The 18247-nt window shown below is 63.4% G+C and carries 19 protein-coding genes and 1 pseudogene; 15 read left to right on the top strand and 5 right to left on the bottom strand.

Features of this window, described 5'->3' with window-relative positions; translation table 11 throughout:
* Window positions 1–135 precede the first annotated feature (135 nt).
* Genes KVS71_RS06935 through KVS71_RS06945 form a run of 3 tightly spaced genes read left to right on the top strand, consistent with a single transcriptional unit; the run spans window position 136 to window position 3534 of the window.
* Complete coding sequence (locus KVS71_RS06935; protein ID WP_217584200.1) at window positions 136–1197, top strand: tyrosine-type recombinase/integrase; 1062 nt, start codon at window positions 136–138, stop codon at window positions 1195–1197.
* Complete coding sequence (locus KVS71_RS06940; protein ID WP_217584201.1) at window positions 1194–3116, top strand: tyrosine-type recombinase/integrase; 1923 nt, start codon at window positions 1194–1196, stop codon at window positions 3114–3116. The genes KVS71_RS06935 and KVS71_RS06940 overlap by 4 nt, the downstream gene beginning before the upstream one ends.
* A 4-nt stretch (window positions 3117–3120) precedes the next feature.
* Complete coding sequence (locus KVS71_RS06945; RefSeq protein WP_217584202.1) at window positions 3121–3534, top strand: DUF6262 family protein; 414 nt, start codon at window positions 3121–3123, stop codon at window positions 3532–3534.
* Window positions 3535–3593: 59 nt separating this feature from the next.
* Here KVS71_RS06945 and KVS71_RS06950 read toward each other — a convergent pair whose 3' ends face one another.
* Both KVS71_RS06950 and KVS71_RS20335 read right to left on the bottom strand, forming a co-directional pair.
* The gene (locus KVS71_RS06950) at window positions 3594–4349 is read right to left on the bottom strand and encodes a hypothetical protein (protein WP_217584203.1); all 756 of its coding nucleotides are present in this window, start codon (window positions 4347–4349) and stop codon (window positions 3594–3596) included.
* Between the two features lie 59 nt (window positions 4350–4408).
* On the bottom strand, window positions 4409–4786 hold the full coding sequence (locus KVS71_RS20335) for a helix-turn-helix domain-containing protein (protein ID WP_368874585.1): 378 nt from the start codon (window positions 4784–4786) through the stop codon (window positions 4409–4411).
* A gap of 516 nt (window positions 4787–5302) precedes the next feature.
* On the opposite strand from KVS71_RS20335, the gene KVS71_RS06960 reads away from it, so the two are divergent.
* The 4 genes from KVS71_RS06960 (at window position 5303) to KVS71_RS06975 (ending at window position 7577) form a co-directional block, all read left to right on the top strand.
* Entirely contained in the window at window positions 5303–6130 is an 828-nt protein-coding gene (locus tag KVS71_RS06960; protein ID WP_254635523.1) for a metallophosphoesterase, read from the top strand.
* Window positions 6127–6519 (top strand): hypothetical protein, encoded by a 393-nt coding sequence (locus KVS71_RS06965; RefSeq protein ID WP_217584204.1) that lies wholly within the window; start codon window positions 6127–6129, stop codon window positions 6517–6519. Before KVS71_RS06960 ends, KVS71_RS06965 begins: the two co-directional genes overlap by 4 nt.
* Before the next feature lie 79 nt (window positions 6520–6598).
* The gene (locus KVS71_RS06970; RefSeq protein WP_217584205.1) at window positions 6599–6916 is read left to right on the top strand and encodes a hypothetical protein; all 318 of its coding nucleotides are present in this window, start codon (window positions 6599–6601) and stop codon (window positions 6914–6916) included.
* A 52-nt stretch (window positions 6917–6968) separates the two neighbouring features.
* The gene (locus tag KVS71_RS06975; RefSeq protein WP_217584206.1) at window positions 6969–7577 is read left to right on the top strand and encodes an HIRAN domain-containing protein; all 609 of its coding nucleotides are present in this window, start codon (window positions 6969–6971) and stop codon (window positions 7575–7577) included.
* A 390-nt stretch (window positions 7578–7967) separates the two neighbouring features.
* Here the strand turns inward: KVS71_RS06975 and KVS71_RS20240 are convergent.
* The 3 genes and pseudogenes from KVS71_RS20240 to KVS71_RS06985 form a co-directional block, all read right to left on the bottom strand.
* Window positions 7968–8177 (bottom strand): annotated as a pseudogene (locus KVS71_RS20240) (CoA-disulfide reductase); the annotation flags it as partial.
* 1 nt (window position 8178) lies between these two features.
* Complete coding sequence (locus KVS71_RS06980) at window positions 8179–8526, bottom strand: metalloregulator ArsR/SmtB family transcription factor (protein ID WP_217584207.1); 348 nt, start codon at window positions 8524–8526, stop codon at window positions 8179–8181.
* A 56-nt stretch (window positions 8527–8582) separates the two neighbouring features.
* Window positions 8583–9632, bottom strand: coding sequence for a DUF418 domain-containing protein (locus tag KVS71_RS06985; protein ID WP_217584208.1), 1050 nt, complete (start codon window positions 9630–9632; stop codon window positions 8583–8585).
* Window positions 9633–9790: 158 nt separating this feature from the next.
* Between KVS71_RS06985 and KVS71_RS06990 the strand changes: the two genes are divergently transcribed.
* From KVS71_RS06990 to tcmP, 8 genes are all read left to right on the top strand, one after another.
* Window positions 9791–11320, top strand: a complete 1530-nt coding sequence (locus KVS71_RS06990) for a gamma-glutamyltransferase (protein ID WP_217584209.1) — start codon at window positions 9791–9793, stop codon at window positions 11318–11320.
* 113 nt (window positions 11321–11433) lie between these two features.
* On the top strand, window positions 11434–12438 hold the full coding sequence (locus tag KVS71_RS06995) for a DUF418 domain-containing protein (protein ID WP_217584210.1): 1005 nt from the start codon (window positions 11434–11436) through the stop codon (window positions 12436–12438).
* 32 nt (window positions 12439–12470) lie between these two features.
* Window positions 12471–12851, top strand: a complete 381-nt coding sequence (locus KVS71_RS07000) for a metalloregulator ArsR/SmtB family transcription factor (protein ID WP_217584211.1) — start codon at window positions 12471–12473, stop codon at window positions 12849–12851.
* On the top strand, window positions 12848–14110 hold the full coding sequence (locus tag KVS71_RS07005; protein ID WP_217584212.1) for an MFS transporter: 1263 nt from the start codon (window positions 12848–12850) through the stop codon (window positions 14108–14110). The genes KVS71_RS07000 and KVS71_RS07005 overlap by 4 nt, the downstream gene beginning before the upstream one ends.
* Before the next feature lie 5 nt (window positions 14111–14115).
* Window positions 14116–15465 (top strand): histidinol dehydrogenase, encoded by a 1350-nt coding sequence (hisD, locus tag KVS71_RS07010; protein ID WP_217584213.1) that lies wholly within the window; start codon window positions 14116–14118, stop codon window positions 15463–15465.
* A complete protein-coding gene (locus KVS71_RS07015; protein WP_217584214.1) occupies window positions 15462–16169 on the top strand; it encodes a hypothetical protein in 708 nt (235 codons plus the stop codon). Before hisD ends, KVS71_RS07015 begins: the two co-directional genes overlap by 4 nt.
* A gap of 39 nt (window positions 16170–16208) precedes the next feature.
* Window positions 16209–16808: a copper resistance CopC family protein gene (locus KVS71_RS07020; protein ID WP_217584215.1), complete on the top strand. Its 600-nt coding sequence runs from the start codon at window positions 16209–16211 to the stop codon at window positions 16806–16808.
* A 229-nt stretch (window positions 16809–17037) separates the two neighbouring features.
* Window positions 17038–18246 (top strand): three-Cys-motif partner protein TcmP, encoded by a 1209-nt coding sequence (tcmP, locus tag KVS71_RS07025; RefSeq protein ID WP_217584216.1) that lies wholly within the window; start codon window positions 17038–17040, stop codon window positions 18244–18246.
* Window position 18247: the final 1 nt, after the last annotated feature.

Raw genomic sequence — 18247 nt, forward strand, 5'->3', positions numbered from 1 at the left:
GAACCCGTAACCCCCGTATTACAAGTACGGTGTTATTCCTACCATACCGGTAAGGTGTAATCGAAGTCATCGACTTGACAAGATCCTGCGTCGATGACATGTTTGACCCCATCGTGTCATCGACGGAGGGTCATAGTGGCGTCTGCAGTGAGAGTTGAGACTCCCGAGCGTTGGGCTGTCGTCGACGCCCGGGGGGTTCCCCTCGGGGACATCACTGCGTTCCTCCGCTACCAGCACTCGATTGAACGATCCCCGAACACGATCAAGGCATACGCCTCGGACCTGGCTCACTTCCATGGCTTCCTCGAGTCGGAGAAGACAACATGGGCCGCCGTCACCAACGAGGTGCTTGCAGGGTTCATTGCCTTTATGCGCGCTCCTTCGCCTGAGCTCGTGACGAGGGCAAACCCAGCAGGGAAGCGCGCCAAGGCGACGGTCAATCGTGCACTCTCAGCCGTCTCGTCATTCGCGCTGTTTCTCGCCGACGCGAGAGGAGACGGCGTGTACAGCCACCTCCTCCTCACTGCGCGTCGTTCGAAGAACAAGTACACAGAGGATGGCCGCCAGATCATTCGCGTCGGGCCTCGCCTCAAAGGCGCCGGAGAGGTTCGACACGTACTCTCGGACGACGAGGTCACGTCAATCATCGACGCGTGCAACCGCCTTCGTGACAAGTTCCTCTTCGCACTTCTTTACGAAACGGGAATGCGAATTGGGCAGGCGCTACTTCTTCGTCATTCCGATATTCGCATCTCACGCTCCACGATCCGCGTGCTCCCAGACGAAGATGCGACCGCCGAAACTGAGGCACGCAACAAAAGCAAGAACTTTGCCGAGGTGCCGGTCCCGGCGTACGTGATTCGCATGTACGCCGCGTACCAGCACAACGAGTACCGCGACGTCGACTCGGACTTCGTGTTCGTCAACCTGTGGGCGGGGGAGATCGGTCGGCCGATGTCGTACGGCGCCGTGGAGCGACTGGTGATTCGGCTGCGAAAGAAGTCCGGTGTTCACCGGTGGTCACCGCATACCTTCAGGCACACGTACATCACCCGGTTGCTCTCTCGCGGCGTCTCGCCGAGCACCGTCGCCTATCTCGCTACCCACTCGACTGTGATGACCACTCTCGAGACCTACAACCACGTGGACGTCGAGTCTGTCCGCAACGAAATAGAGAACGCAGGTGTCTGGACATGAAATCCGCCGAAGAACCACGTGACGATGCTCCAGATCAGATTAGGAGACTCCTAGAAGCACGCTTCCTCGAAGATCCGATCCAGGCTGACCCAGAAGGTCAATACTCGAGGAAGATCTGCGCGGTGAACGACTGCCCCAGAATCACTCGGCTCAAAGAGCGTCAACTCTGTAAGCCTCACGGCGCCGCGTTTGCCAAGAGTCACGCGACCGACTGGAGGGAATGGGCTGCTACTGCGAAGAACCTCGCAGTTCACAAGGACTCCTTTACGACCCTCGGCTACTTCGATGTGGCCGCTGCGGGGAATCAGACGGTGCGCGACGAGCTCGCCTACGGGCTCCAACAGCGAGGCCGTCGTAGGCGCATCACCAGGCCGGAGATTGTGACTCGCCTCGCTCGCGCACTGAAAGCTCGGCATGTCCGAAGCCTCGTGTCGATTCGCCACAACGGTCTCCTCATCGAGGCCATCGCGAGGGACTGCGGAGGAGAGTACACGTCCGTGCGCTCCTTTCTTCTTGACGCGCTAGACGAGGTGTGCCTCGTTCACGGACAGGAACCAACGCGACGGTACCTCGGTATTGGCTCCGTCGGACACAGCCTCTTTGTCAATCTGAACCTGGTGAGCAACGACGAGTTCCGCGACACCATCGTTCGGTGGATGAACTACAGGTTGAACGCCGAGAGCGCGACTCCCACCCACATCCATGCAATCGTGGGGTGGCTCACCGAATTTACGATATGGCTGACAGAGAGGGGCATCGAGACCTGGTCTGGCGTCTCACGGAACGTGCTGCTCGACTATCTGGCGGTGATCAATTCCATGAGAAAGAGAGATGGAACCAGGTTCTCCGCGAAGTACCGCACGAAGATCATCAGTGGCATCGGCGTCTTCCTTGAAGAAGCCGCCGTAAACGGTTGGGCCGCAATCCCTTCGGGGGCGAAGTGGCTTCGCGGAGAGACACCAAAAATCACCAAACGAGTGCCCAGGCTCATCGGGAAGATGAACGCGGCGCGTCTTCGTGATCCCGGCAACCTGCAGTTGGTTGAAGACCTCGACTGCCGCATGGCGATCCTCATCATGGCCTCAACGGGGCTGCGCCGCAAGGACGTCTGCCTGGGGATCACCGTGGACTCTGTCTTGAACCTCGGCGACGGCCGCTGGTCGCTCGTCTACCTGAACAGCAAGGCCGGCGACGAGAAGGTCATCCCTATCAGTGCGGAGCTGGCGGAGAGCATCAACGCTCATATCAAGTACAAGGTCGCAAGGTACCCCAACTCTCGGATGCTGTTCGCGCGCGATGACGCTGACAAGGTCATCATGTTGACCATTATCAACGCGGAACTCGCGAAACTCAGCCGCCTCCTCGAGCTCACCGATACCGCGGGCAACCCGGTCACAATCACTCCGCATATGTTCCGGCATCAGAACGCGACCGAATGGCTCGAAAAGGGAATGTCCCTCACCGCGATTCGAGACCTCCTCGGTCACAGTTCGACGCGAACAACCGAGATCTACGCGCACATGACAGAAGCGAAAGTCAGGGATGAGTGGGAGCAGTCCCTTGCTGTTAATAGCGACGGCGACCTTCTCTATGCTCCGGGCAGCGTGGAGATGGAGGCCGCGTGGACGCACGCCTTCATGGGCGGCGCGACGCAAGCACTTCCCAACGGGCGATGCGGGATGCCGTGCAGCGAGGAGTGTGAGCACGCGAACGCGTGTCTCTACTGTCCTCTGTTCATTACCACCCCGGAGTACTTGCCGGTACTGCGCGAGCAGCGCGACGAACACGAGACGATGATGAAGCTCGCCGAGGACGCCGGCCACCAGCGGATCGTCGAAAGAAACAGGAAGCCGTTCTTCGCTCTGTCTAAACTGATTGCGAAGCTCGAGAAGATCGAGGACCAGTCGCAAGGAGGGTAGCCGCATGACCGATGCGCTTGCAGACGCTGCGCGACGTAGATCGCTCGAGAGTCTGGCTGCTGTAACGCGCGCGGTCAATGAACTACTCCGTTCAGACGAACGTGTGACGCTACGCGCTGTAGCGGACCGCGCGGGCGTCTCGCGGAATTACATCTACACCACACCTAAAGCGAAGGACCTCGTTGACCAAGCACGCAAGAACTCGTCAACTCGTGGCCGCCACGTGCGTCCGGAGTCGCGCAGTGCGAGCGAAGCATCGCTGCAGACCAAGCTCGATGCACAAGCACTGCTAATAGACGACTTGGAGGCCGAAGTTGCCGAGTTGCGCACTAAAAATCAGGCGCTCATCCAAGAAGTGATTAGTCTCCAAAACCCTCAGCCTGAGAACGTCACGCGCATCCGAAAGCGACGTGGCTGACCACCCGAGCGTGCTCAGCAAGTACACGACGTCTTCGCCGACGTCTGGCAAGTTTCGACTCACACGCCCATATAGGCGCCTATCACTTTCTCGGCGACCTCTTCGTCTATCCCTTCGTCCCGGAGAAGGCTGTAGGTCATCGCCACGATGAAGAGCTGTGTAAGTCGGTGCGTCTCCAGATCAGGATCAGCGACTGGCGGCCGGTCAGATCCGAGCCACCTGTTATGCTCCGCGGGCGCGTAGGAACCAGCTAGAAAGCCAGTGGCGTGCGCGTATGAACTCTCCTCACGCCAGGCTCGGTAGAGCCCCGCGTTCTTAACCTCAGTCGCGTGGGCGGCTGCGGCGAACTTCTCCGCCTGATTTCTGACCTCACCATTGCTGGTGACGTTGAGCACGAACTCCCGCATCTCCGTGAGATCGACTTCACTCTCCCACCCCATCTGACGCATGTGCTCAAAGGTCTTCTCCTGGTTCTTCCGCTCCCAGTCCAGCGCTGCGTCCACCGCTCCCGGCCGCTCCGCCTTAGGCAGGTCATTCAACCAATGGAGGCGAACCGCTAGCTCGGCGAACAGACGGCGATTGGGGGCTGCTGCGCTCGCCCTGCCCTGCATCGTCAAGTCTGCGATGAGAAGCGACTGGTCGAAGGCCGCCCTGAACCAGCCGACTATGAACTGTGTAACACGCGTGAGCGCGACCTCGCGAAGGTCTAGTGCGAGCATTGCCTTGGCAGACCGCGCGGCGTACCCGCCGTTCACGATATAGAGCGGGCGACTCCGAGCCGCTTGCCGCCTTGCCTTCGCCTTGCTCCCGCTCATGAGAAAGATCGTAGAGCCTTGACCTCCGTCCTTCGGGAGGATCACATGCAGCGCTCTACCTACTCAGGGATGAGTTCGCCAACCGTGGTCTCAAGGGCACGAGCCAGCGCGATGAGCGTACGCATCTTCGGGTTCACGGGCTGACCTGGACGCCCTTCGCCCTTCTCGTACTTGCCGTACACGTAACGGCTGAGCCCCGCACGTTGCGCCACAGCCTCTTGAGACAAGGCGAGCATTTCTCTACGTTTCCGGAGGTTGGCGGCAAACAGCGCTGCAACCGCCTCCGCGGCCTCAGTATCGTTCGACCGCCGCGCACTCACTTTCCCAGCGTCGCGGGCTTCGCCGCAGAACACAGCCACACCGGTGTGGCATAATTTCCACAGCCATACGAAACATTCACTACATCGACTGACGCGGTCTCGCGTCTCGACCTGCACGTGTGCCGCTGCACATCGGCTCCGGGTCGCCTCGATGTGCAGGTCCCGTTCAGGTCGACCCCGATTGTTGAGTAGCAGTGACTGATTCCCGACCGATCTGGTGGAGTGCCACGGAGGTCGACGCTCCCGAGGCTTGGATCGAGGCGTTCAGGGCGCTCACGGATGACGAGCGAGCAGACGAGCTGGGCTTGGCCGCGGCCATCTTCATTGCACGTGTACGGCGCCGCACGAACAGGGGGCCGACGTTCTCAGAGATGTTCTCCGAGCTCTTCCCTCATGACCAACTCCACCCGGAGTGGCCTGCCGGTCTGACCTATCCCGTTCGCGCCACCATCCACCACGCGTTCCGCCTCCACGTGGCAATCCAGTGGAAACGCGGCGGATGGATCAGCTGGGATCCGGGCGTGGAGCGCAGCCTCCGCGTAGGACCTACGTTTCGTGAGCGGTCACGCGCTCGTCAGGCCGCGAGGGCGAGATGACACTCCCCCACATCAGCCAGGGAACTGGGGTTGAATCATGAGGACACCGCCGCCGCTGAAAGCTCTCGAACTCGCATCAACGGTCGACCTGCCTGACCAGCGCGTGGCTGTGGTCGGTGACATCCACGGCAACTTCCGATGGCTGGACATCATCGCTAGGGCGGTCCAGACGCTCGCACCCGACGTCACCACCATGCTGCAGCTCGGCGACTGGGCGATGGATCCCAACACCACCGACGAGGCCCTCGACGGAACAGGTATCGGACGCATCTATGTGACGCTCGGCAACCACGAGCAGTGGGACCAGCTCAGCCCTCTGCTCGATGCCCACCCTGGCGCCGCCATCCGAGTCTCCGACACCACCTGGATCTTGCCAAGACCTGCCCGTCTGACCATCAGTGGCCGCGGCGTGCTGTCGCTGGGCGGTGCCGTGTCAGTCGACAAGGCCTGGCGGCAGGAAGGCGTCAGCTGGTGGCAGGACGAGGAGATCACTCGAGAGCATGTGTCGGCAGCCATCGCCGGGGGCCCCGCGGATCTCATGCTCACGCACGAGTCTCCCGCCGGCACTCCTGTTCGCGCCGTGCGGGAGATCCTGCGAACAAATCCCTTCGGGTTCCCGGCCGACGCAATCGCGGACTCGGCCACCTCTCGCGCGCGAGTGGCGAAGGTCTGGAACATCGTCTATCCGGAGCTTCTCGTTCACGGCCACATGCACGCGCCCGGTGGCGGACAGACTGAGGACGGGCTGCGCGTGGCAAGCCTTGGTCAGGACGGGCAACAGGGCAACCTCGGCTTCCTCGATATGCAGACGCTGCGCATCGAGACGCCGACGCTTCGACAGATCCGGGAGGCGGCAGAGCGGTGACGGAAGAAGCGCGGATCAACCCCTGGGCAGCCATCATCGGCCCCTGCTACACCGCTTCTTCGTTAGCTCGAACTCTCGGATGGAATGAGGCCCTCATCGTTGAGGCCGCGGCATCTCACCATGTACTCGAGCTGGAGACCAGCGACGGGCGACTGCTCTACCCGGCGTTTCAGGTGTGGGACGGGCGCGTAGTCGACGGCCTAGGCGCCGTACTTCACGCCTTGAGCGCGGGAACGTCGTCGCGGTGGACGTGGGCGCAATGGCTGAACACCGCCACGGACGATGACTCAGGCGAAAACGCGCCGAGTGCAATCGAGCAGCTGCGCGCTGGCCAGCTGGACATTGTCCTGTGTGATGCGCGTCATGCTGCAGCGGCGTGGAGCGCCTGAAGTTTCCGGTCAACCTTGCACCGCGAGTGGTTGCCCCCGTTGTCCCGGCGAGCTCAATCCCGCTGAACTCAGTGGGGCGGTGACTGAGAAGCTCGGCGTGGCGATATGGTGTCGGCACACGCAGAGAGGCTTCGCCGTGGACTTCCAGATGAACCCCGATTTCCCCCGCCAGATGCAGGAACAGCTCAACAAACTGAAGGCTGTGCTCGATGAAGTCTCATCCGAATATGCCGGCCAAGACCTCGAGGTAGTCAAGACGGCACTGCGCAGTCGCTGGCGAGCGGTGGGCAACGGTGCGGATGTGACTGACCCAGATCTCACCAACGTGGCGACCCGTATCAGTCTGGGAAAGCGCGTGTGGATGGAGAACAACGGAAAGATCATGTCGGACGACTAGTCATGACGCATATAGCGCTGAAGAGAGAACTAGATCGGGCTAGTCTCGCCCCATGGGTTTACTCGACTGGTTCGGGCGTAGGAGTCCACCTGCCGTCAGCCCGGGCCGCGCCGGAACGCCCGTCAAGCCAGTTCTCGTCTCGCGACGCGAGACGGCTTCAGGCTTCACGGTGTCTGCCTATGTGTCTGGAGGGCCGCCCGCCGGTTACGTCTCGCCGTATCTGTCGGCGGATGAGGCTGAGGAGCTTGTACATCTGGACGAGCGTGGATTGCCCAACCTTCGCATTGTGGAGTTCAGAGGCGAGTGGTGGCTGGCAGAGACGTCGACCGGGCGGCTGGTGAATGCTGGGTCCCGGGCGCTGAGGCGTCTCGGGATCTGGAGCGTGCGCGTCCGTGGCGATGAGCACGCGCCCGGTACCCTACGAATCGGTCCGGCTAGCCTTGAGCGGGAGCCAGACAACGAGTTCGACGCGAACGCCATCGCGGTCTATCAGGATGGGATTCGTTGTGGGTACTGGAACAAGGGCGCTGCCCGATCCTTGTCGAAGCTCCTCGACAGTGGACAGCAGATGGCCGCGTATGCCATCTCCGCTCGGCCCCCGAAGGTGATTGCGACGGAGCGGCGGATTCTCACGCATCTCGTAGGACGCCTTCGACCGTAGGCGCTTGATGCACCCCCGCGGCTCCTACTCGTCTCGCAGCTGCACCGCATTGCTCCACACCCAGCACCAGAACGTCTGGTCGCCGGCTCGAAACTCGATGCCCGCAGCAAAGGGCGTGGACCGAACCAGCTTCGCGTCAACACGGATGGCCTCCGGCCCGAACCTGACCCAAGCCGATACCGCCGCGAGCGGACACGGATAGATGGTGAGCGGTTGCTCTCGCAAACCGAGTTCGCGTTGCGTCAGCGACTGCAACGGCCCCGACCGGGCTGCGGCCGGCACTGCCTGATGCTGCGCGCGCATGTCGTAGTGAGCGGCCAACCGACGGTTGGCTCGTCCACAAGAGTTACGACTAGCCGGAGGTGGACGCTCAGCGCACCGCGGTCCCTTCCAGGACTGAGTAGCCATCTGTTCGGCATCCCACGGCGATCCGAGCGGTGGGGTGTAGGAGAGGTCGAGGCCGCTCATCTGTGCTGCGAGGGTCATCTCGTGGTGTAGCGCGGTGGCGTATATGTCGACGCGCTTGGCGATCTCTGCGGATCGCTGGCCGAACAGCTGTGCGCCGAGTAGGCGACCAGATTCGCCGCCGGTGATGCGGATTCTAGTGAACGCGGTGGTGAGCAGGGTTTCCTAGTGCGTGCTCCGCCTGCTTCAGTGCCTCTTCTACGAGGTTGACGGCGTGCTCGTCGACGAGACGATAGAACACCCGGGTGCCCTCGTGACGGGTTGTGACGATGCGGGTGAGACGGAGCTTTGCGAGGTGCTGCGACACGGCCGTCGGCGACTTTCCGACTGCGGATGCGAGGTCGTTGACCGCTTGCTCGCCGCCGCGAAGGGCGAGTATCAGGCGCACACGGGTCGCATCAGCGAGCATCCCGAAGACCTCCACGGCAAGCTCGACGTAGTTGTCGGCGTGGGCGGCGCTCAGCTCGGCATCGGAATGACTCATGTCTCCAATACTGCCGCACGCAGCCATTCCGCAATGAGACACGTCGGAAGTCTTGGTCAACGTCGCAGTTCGAGCCACCGCGCGCGCATCACCCATTCGAGAGGCCCGACAGTGAAGCGCCGGCGCCACACGACCGCTGTGAGCAGGCTGACTCCCACGAGGATCACGGAGACGACAACGCCTTGGGAGAACGTGAATCCGCTCTCAGGGCGCACGATGGCGAGTACGACGAGGTGAAGGACGTACAGGCTGAGCGCAACCTGTCCCGCAAGCACGAGTGGTCGGGCGGCGCTTCCGACCGAGCTCCAGAAGTACAGCAACAGTCCAAGTGCGAGCGCGGCGCTCCCCAAGCTGCTCAGTAGCCATAGAGGCATCTGACCGTGGGGGGTCCCCGTCAGGAGAAGTCCGTACCCGGATTCGAAAGGACCGAAGAGGGCCGTGAGGATCTCGGATGCTGCGAGACCTACAACGGTGGCCACCAGGCCCACCCAGATCATCAGCTTCTGGTTCCGTTGCGCGCGAAGGTCGATCCGACCGAGCAGCATGCCGAGGATGAACGGCACGATCCACACCACGAACGGGTACGGCCTGGTGAGGAACAAGGTGTGAAGGAGATCGCGCGCCGATGCATCCCATCGCAAGTAGAAGCTCCCATCGCCTGCATGATCCATGGACTCACCGACGAAAATCACGGGACCGATAGCGACGAACGTCGCGGCGAGAACGATGAGCACCCAAGACGGCATCCAGAACAACACAAGCGCAGCCAGGAACAGCGCTCCGTACAGCGGGAGGATGACATTCACCCCGTGCGGAAGCAGTCCAAGCAAGAGCCCTCCCGCGAGCAAGATGCCCGCTCGCCAGAGGAGGATCAGCACGCGACGTGGCCCTTGTCCCGGGCGCAGGAACAGGCTCATGGAGAGTCCCGCGACGACGACGAACAGGATGGAGGCTCGTCCGTAGGGAGCCAACCAGGCGCGCTGCAGAACCGATTCGGAGGCGACCGGCCCCACGTTGACGATAATCATGCCGATGAGGGCAAGACCCCGAGCCGCGTCTATCGCAAACAGACGCCGAGCCGGCGCGGGAGCAGTCGTCTCGGTCATCACGTCAATCCTAGAGTGCCTACCTGCATACACATTCAGGTACGCACCTACTTTGTTACGCTGACAGTGTGACTACGACGCCTTCGACTCTTCGCCGCGGCGCCACAATCTTTGCCGCCGCGCTCATCCTGACCGCGTGCGCCCCAGCGGAGCAGCCCTTGGAATCCAAGACGACCGCTCCGTCTCCCCTGCCCACTCCTGTCGAGCCCGCGCTGGGTGGCGGAGCGGTCGCCGCGGGCCATCCGCTCGCTGCCGCCGCCGGAACCGCAGTTCTCGATGCTGGCGGGAACGCGGTAGACGCGGCCATCGCCGCAGCGTTCGCTGACACGGTGCTGCAGCCAGACGCCTCCAGCCTCGGCGGCGGCGGATCCGCCATCATCGCCGATTCCGATGGCATCTCCTACGTCGACTACCGCGATGAGGTGAATCTCGCTGGCGTCGTCCCGAGCGGCGGTGCGGGCATCCCGGGTTTCGTAGCGGGCATGGCGGCCCTGCATGAGCGGTACGGCTCCCTTCCTTGGGGCGACCTCGTGCAGAGCGCGCTGACGCTTGCCAGGGATGGAGCACCGGTGTCGGAGTACCTCGCGGGACAGCTTCGCTACCTTCCCACTGGGCCAGGCGCGACCCCGGCGTTCTACGGAGCCGACGGCGCTCGAGTGCCCGCTGGAACCGCACTCGTTCAGCCGGATCTCGCGGCCACCCTGCAGACGCTCGCGTCGGAGGGAGCGGCCGCGTACTACACCGGGTCGCTCGTTCCGGCACTCAGTAGCATTCCCGGGATCGACGCACCCTCCCTGGCCGCGTACGAAGTGCAGTGGTCTACGCCGCCGTCCGGCACGTTCGGTGACTACCTCGTCGTGTCAGCCTCACCCGCCTTGCCGGGGGCAGCAGTGATCCAACAGCTGCAGATCGAGGAAGCCCTGGGCATCGCTGAGACGGCCCCGAACTCGGCCGAGTTCATCGATGCGCAGACGAAGGCATGGCGGATCGCGAACAACTCGATCCAGACCCTCTTCGGCGATCCGTCATTCGTCGAAGTCCCCACCGACACGTTGACGGACCCGGAACTCAACGCCGCGCTGGCAGCCTCAGGCGGAGCGGCGGCCAGCGCCGACAGCCCCGAGGTCGACGGCAACACCACGCACATCTCCGTCGTCGACGAAGACGGCCTGACTGTGTCGATGACGAACACGGTCACCAACTTCTGGGGCTCCGGACAGTACGTCGCCGGGTTCTTCCTCAACGACTCCCTCGAACGATTCAACGACATCGGCTCCGCTGGCTTGAACGTCGTGCGCCCGGGCGCACGGTCGGTGAGCTGGAGCGCCCCGTCTCTTGTCCTCGACAAAAACGACCGACCAGTTCTCGTGGTGGGGCTACCCGGTGGACGGCAGATCCCGAGCTCGCTGGCCACGGTCATCGCACTGTGGGCACTGCACGACTACTCGGTCCAGGACGCCGTCCTCACCCCACGCTTCCAGCTCCTCCCTAATGACACTCTCCGCGTCGAGAATGGTGCGCCCGTCGATGCACTCCGCGCTCTCGGCTACCGAGTCGAAGTGTCCGACAACGCCGCCGTGTTCGGATCCGTACAGGCGCTCGAGATCGACTGGGACACGCGCACAGTTGTGGGGCATCCCGATCCGCGTCGAGCCGCTGGGGTGAGCTACACCACCGACCAACCATGACTGGTCGACCCGGTCAGACCTTCGTCGACCGCGTCCAGACCAATTGGAGACATCTCGACAGCCCGCACCGAAATCAGGGGCTCGACCTCGCCCGAGGGCTGGCAGTGCTAGGAATGCTCGCCGCTCACCTACTCGTCATCCCCGCATTCACCTGGACCGACCCGGCTTCCTGGACAGCAGTGACGCAGGGCCGCTCCTCAATCCTCTTCGCCACCCTCGCCGGAGTCTCCCTCGGGCTTGCCGCCGGAGGGCCCGCAGCTGTGCGAGGAGCGGAGCTGCACTCTCTGCAACGCCGCCTCGTGCTTCGAGCGGTCGCGATCTGGCTTCTCGGTGTCGTCGTCAGCACCCTCGGTGTACCCGTGTACGTAATCCTCCCCGCCTACGGCATCCTGTTCCTCATCGCCGTACCCGCTATCGCCGCCACCCGGACACAACTGATAGTTCTCGCCGTCCTCGCGGCGCTCCTCATGCCGGTCGTGCAGACCCTCTTAGACGGGTCACCCTGGTGGACCACAGATGCGGGTTTCCTCACGAGCTGGCTACTCGGATGGCACTACCCCTTCCTGGTGTGGAGCACGTTCATCCTCGCCGGGCTCGCTCTCGCCCGCTACGCCTTGACCACTCTCCGCACCCAAGTCGCTGTGCTTCTCGTCGGCGCGGTGCTCGCGACCCTCGGTTACACACTGGACGCCCTCACCTCTCTCCCTCCAGGATTCCTGGCGGATCTTCTCACGGCCGAGGCGCACTCCAGCGGTCTCCTCGAGGTCATGGGCTCTGGCGGCTTCGCTCTCTTCATCTTCGCGGCATGCATGCTGCTCAGCCGCACACCCGTATCCGTGGTGATGCTCCCCGTTCGTGCCGTGGGGACCATGCCGCTGACGGCGTACGTCCTGCAATTGCTCGTGTGGGCGGTCATCGCTGGTCTGACACTCGACAACCCGGGTGATCTGTCCGGGTTCCGCGCCCTCCAACCGTTCTGGCCGTTTGCCATCGGAACGATTGTCGTCTGCACGCTCTGGGCCGCCCTCTTCGGTCGCGGCCCCCTGGAGCGAGTACTTCCCCGGCTGTCGAGGCCCGCCGTCGCCTCCCCGGATGCGCTCAGCTCGGTCGAACGATGACGTCACTAACAGAACTGTGTAATAATCTGCGTATGCATGCAGATACTGGATGTACGTTCACTCCGGACAGTCGCCTCGTACAGGTCGCGGCCGAGATGTTCGCGTTGTTGTCCGACCCGACACGGTTGCAGATCATCCTCGCGTTGCGAGACGGAGAGCTGTCGGTGAACCATCTCGCGGACATCGTCGACAAGACCCCAGCGTCGGTGTCGCAGCATCTCGCCCGTCTCCGCCTGTCGAGAATGGTCGCTGCACGCCAAGACGGCACACGCGTGTTCTACCGACTGGCGAACGAGCATGCACGTCGTCTTGCCGTCGATGCGATCTTCCAAGCCGAACACAGCGTCGCCGAAACCCCTTCCCACCACCGCCACGGGGTCACCCCGTCAGACATTGCAACGAGCATCCGATGATCTCCGTCCTCCGAAACGCGTCCTACGCCAAGCTGTTCAGCGCCCAGGTCATCGCGCTCGTCGGCACGGGTCTGCTGACCGTCGCCTTGGGTCTGCTGGCCTTCGACATCGCGGGCGGGGACGCCGGAATCGTGGTGGGAACCGCGCTGACCATCAAAATGGTCGCCTACGTCGCCGTGTCGCCACTGATGATTGCCATCACCGCCCGCGTCCCCCGGAAGGTGCTGCTCATCGCCGCCGACGTGATGCGCGCGCTGGTCGCCATGTCCCTCCCGTTCGTCACGGAGGCATGGCAGATCTACGTTCTCATCTTCCTGCTGCAGTCGGCCTCGGCGACCTTCACCCCGACGTTCCAAGCGGTCATTCCCGAAATCCTTCCCGACGAACGCGAGTACACGCGAGCCCTGTCACTGTCTCGCCTCGCCTACGACCTCGAATCGCTGGTGAGCCCCGTGCTCGCCGCCGCCCTCCTCACCGTCATCAGCTACCACAACCTCTTCATCGGCACCGTCGTCGGATTCATCGGCTCTGCTCTCCTCGTCATCGCCACGAGGTTCCCGGCCATGAGGCCGTTCGAACCTGCGCCTTTCTTCGACCGTCTCACCCGTGGCGCTCGAGTGTTCCTGAGAACGACAGAACTCCGCAGCCTTCTCGCCATGAACCTGGTCGTCGGAACCTCGACAGCGATGGTCATCGTCAACACCGTCGTCCTCGTCCAGGGTGACCTCGGTCGGCCTCAGAGCGACGTCGCCCTTCTCCTCGCCGCCTACGGTGCCGGGTCAATGGTCATCGCCCTGCTCCTACCTCGCGTTCTCGACAAGCTCCCCGAGCGACCGGTCATGCTCTCCGGAGCCGTTACGCTACCGGTCGGGCTTGTCGCCGCTGTCGCGCTGACAGCGACACCTGCTGGCCCCATGACATGGCCGTTGCTCCTAGTGAACTGGCTCGTCCTAGGCGCGGCGACCTCGCTCGTCCTCACCCCGTCGGCGCGGCTGCTCCGCCGCGCATCCGACGAATCGAACCGGCCGGCGGTCTTCGCCGCGCAATTCTCCCTGTCCCACGCGTGCTTCATGATCACGTACCCGATTGCCGGAATCGTCGGCGCCACCTGGGGCCTGTGGGCCGCTGCCGCGACGCTCGCCGCTATCGGCGCTCTCGCGGCCCTCGCCGCGGTCATCGCGTGGCGACGCACGAGTGCGGCGGAACCCGAACCAGGGCCACGACGCAAGGGCATCCCGATAGCCGGGGAGCCCCGATGACGCATATGACGAGCACCAGCATCCGCATCGTCGATGCTCGTGGTGCGCAAAAGGACCGCAGCGCCGTCCGAGCGGAACTACCCCGTGCCCGCGCGGCAGAAGCAGAGGACCTCGAAAGCCGCGTCTCCGAGACCATCGCCCGAGTGCGCACGGACGGCTTCGCCGCCGTCGCGGACCTCACCCGTGAATTCGACGGCATCGACCTCACCGCGCTCCGCGTGCCTGAAAGCACGATCCGTGATGCCTCCGCGGCACTCACCCCGCAGATGCGTCGCGCTCTCGAACACGCCATCGACCGAGCTCGAGCATTCGCGAACGCGCAGATCCCGACGCCGGTCTCTGTCGACTACCCGGGAGGGGCGACCGTCTCCCTCATCTGGGAACCCGTGCAGCGCGCGGGGGTATACGTGCCGGGTGGCAAGGCCGTGTACCCGCCCTCCGTCGTGATGAACGTCGTCCCCGCACAGGCAGCGGGAGTCGGCTCCATTGCTCTCGTGAGCCCTCCGCAGCGCGCCTTCGATGGCTCACCGCACCCCAGCATCCTCGCCGCTGCCGACCTGCTCGGCATCGACGAGATCTACGCCATCGGCGGGGCACAGGCCATCGCCGCTCTCGCCTTCGGAATCGCTGAGCACGACGCAGAGCGCACGGTGCCGGCCGTCGACGTGATCACCGGTCCAGGCAATGTCTACGTCGCAGCAGCGAAACGTCTCGTCCGCGGTACCGTTGGAGTGGATGCCGAAGCCGGGGCGACCGAGGTGATGATCCTCGCCGATGGCTCCGCCGATCCCTTCCTCATCGCTATGGACATGATCTGCCAGGCCGAGCACGACGAGAACGCCGCAGCGATCCTGGTGACCCCGTCCGGCTCTCTCATCGCAGCGGTCGGCGCCGAGCTCGACCGCCGAACGCCTCACACCGCCAACCGCGAGCGAGTCCGCGCGGCACTGGGCGGTGCACAGTCCGCGCTCGTTCTCGTCGACGACATCACTCACGGCGTTGAGGTCGTCTCCGCCTACGCCCCGGAACACCTCGAGGTACATACCGAAGACGCGGCCGCGGTCGCTGGCCGGATCACGGGCGCAGGCGCGATCTTCATCGGCGCGTCCACTCCCGTGAGTCTGGGCGACTACGCCGCCGGCTCCAACCACGTCCTCCCCACCGGAGGAACCGCAACGTTCTCATCCGGCCTGTCCGTGTTCTCATTCCTACGGAACGTGCAACACATCACGTACCCGACCGCCGCTCTAGCTTCGCTCAGAGACACCATCACTACGCTCAGCAGAGCCGAAAGCCTCCCCGCCCACGGGGATGCCTTCGAAGCACGCTTCCCGCACGCCCCACCCACTCCGTGAACGCTCCCGACAACGCCCAGCAGCGCCTGATCCGACTCACCCGTGGAGTCGCCGCTGCCAGCACGGCGACGCTCACGGCACTCATCTTCCATGTGAGCAGCGGCGGACGGGTTCCGGGGTGGCTCGGGATCGTCATCCCTTTCCTGTTCGCGACCCTCTTCTGCATCTTCGTCGCCAGCGCGAAGCCTTCCGTGCCCAGACTCGTCGTCTCCGTCGCGATGAGCCAGTTCCTCTTTCACACGCTGTTCATTCTCGGCGCGGGCAACTCGGACTCCGCGACAGCACCGCTGCAGCTCAGCCATCACGGCACGACACCCATTCAGAACATCGTGACCTCGTCGACCGCCAACGCCACACCGGTGGAACCAGTTGACCTGACCATGTGGGCCGGTCATGCCGTCGCCGCGTCGCTTACCATCCTGGCGCTCTCAACGGGCGACTCCTTGCTCCGCTGTCTCCTACGCATCAGCAAGCGAATTCACTCCTGGTGGCGTGCGCATCTCCCGTATTTCCCATCCCTCAAAGTCCGATTCGCTCTCACCCGCATCGGCATCCGGCGTGAACTCCTCGAACGCCGGCAACAGCTCACGCCAGTGCGAAGACGCGGGCCACCGCACGGCGTAGCTCTCACAAGAAAACCACTTCTGACATCACGCGCGCTGCTGAACGCAGCCACGCGACATCCGCGTCATCTGACGCACTGAAAGGCAAGCAGCATGCCCGCAAGAACTCGACGGCTCTCTGTGATCTCCGCAGCCGCCGCAGCCCTGGTCCTCCTCAGCGTAGGAACCACCGCCAACCCGGCGGCCGCACACGACAACCTCGTCGCCAGCAGCCCCGCATCCGGCGAACAACTCGCCCTGCCGCCCGAGCAGGTCACTCTGCAGTTCAGCGCCTCGATCTTTACCGACGGAGCAGAAGTCGTACTCAACGACTCCGCCGGCAACAACTGGATCGAAGGGGCTCTCACCATCGACGGACCGAACGTCACCGCCAATGTCGCCGCGGGAATGCCCGCCGGTTCGTACGAAGTGATCTGGAAGGTGGTCTCGGCCGACGGTCACCCCATCAGCGAAGCCATCCCGTTCACCGTCCTCGAAGGAGCGCCCGTCGTAACCCCCACCCCGACTCCAGCACCCGTCGCGTCGGAGGAACCCGAGGAAACCTTGCCCGCTCCGACCGCGACGCCATCGGAGACCAACAGCCCTGAGGGCCCGGAAGAGTGGCAGGTCGGCCTCATCATCTCGTCGGTCGTTCTCGCCCTCGGCGGAATCGCCGTCGCCGTGATCCTCATCACACGACGGCGAAGCGTGGTCTCGTCGCAAAAAGAGTCGGACGACTAGGCGCAAGCCTGTCTCGACGGGAGCCGGTCACCTGAGGGTGACCGGCTCCCTCTCACAAGTCATAGAACCTCCCTCGTCTAGGCCACTAACTCGCAATCGACGGCTCCGTGAGAGGTCGTCAAGGCGCCGCTTCCGTTGCCGGACTCCGCCCTGCACGTCCGCAAGATGAAACGATCTGACGCTAGAGTGCGAAGACTCCTCTTCTCCCCTAGTCCGACGAGACGGAACTGTGACCGCAAACGAGAAGTTCTTCGAAGACGACAAGAAAGCCGCTGCTGTTCTAAAGCACGGGGTGCTCCGACGCTATCTGGCCAAGTTCTCGGGAGCCACGTCTTCCACTTCATCCGGCAAACGCGTCGCCTACATCGACGGGTACGCGGGCGAAGGCGAGTACGTGAATCCTCGAACTGGTGTGACTTCTGAAGGTTCACCAGCGATTGCTCTTCGGATCGCCAGCGACCAGGCCTCCGTTGGGATCACTTTGAGTTGCACATTCATCGAGAAGGATGCTGAGTCCTTCACGGCCTTGGAGTCGTTCGTCGCAAGTCACGCCGCAGGGAGCGGAAGAGCGCTTCAGGGTGACGCGCGCGAGCACCTCGCTACTGTGATGCAGAGTTGTGCAGGGATGCCGGCGCTGGTATTCATCGATCCGTTCGGGCGAGGACCCGATGTCGTCGTCACGGTGAAGACGATCCTCGGTCGTGATGACGCGCGTCCCACGGAACTGCTTCTGAACCTCTCGATCCAGGCAATCCGAAGGATTGGGGCGCGCATCTGGGAGGCCCAGGGCGCGACCGGCCGAGAAGCGACACTTGCGGGGTTGGATGAGTGGATGGGCGGCGACTGGTGGCGCGACATCTATACCAGCGACGAAATCTTGTCGACGCCGGAAGCAGACCGAGCACATGCCGCCGCCACCGCGGTGGCCGCGGCGTACGTGAGGAAGATCGCGGACGCGGCGGGCTGTGCAGCCTACGCAGTCCCGATTCGCCGCAAGCCCTCCGACAAGGAGCTCTTCTGGCTGACCCTCTTCTGCCCTCGCACACTTGCTCTGTGGCACTTCAATGAGGTTGTGAGCCTCGCTCTGAAGGAATGGCGGGGATTTCTCGCCGATGTCGAGCTCGCGGAACTCGAGCGCACCGAAACGGAGACTCCGGGCTTGTTCTCGAACGTCTCGGAGCTCCAGGGCATTCAGCAGGCCGACGAACGGCAGATCGACCGAGACGCCATAAATGACATCAAAGCGTCGGTGCGGAAGAACCTGGGCCCGAACTCGCCCCTGTCGACGCGAAGTGATCTGCAGGCAATCTTCGGCCCCGCATTAGGCATCGGCCGCGAAACCCACTTGCGCACTGCGTGGAAAGAACTGGCCGCCGAGGGATACGTACTCCCCGCTCCAACTGGAAAACTCCAGAATGTCCTGATCCACCGCGCCTGAG

This window comes from Microbacterium sp. GbtcB4 (genome assembly GCF_019091465.1).
GTDB classification, from domain to species: domain Bacteria; phylum Actinomycetota; class Actinomycetes; order Actinomycetales; family Microbacteriaceae; genus Microbacterium; species Microbacterium paraoxydans.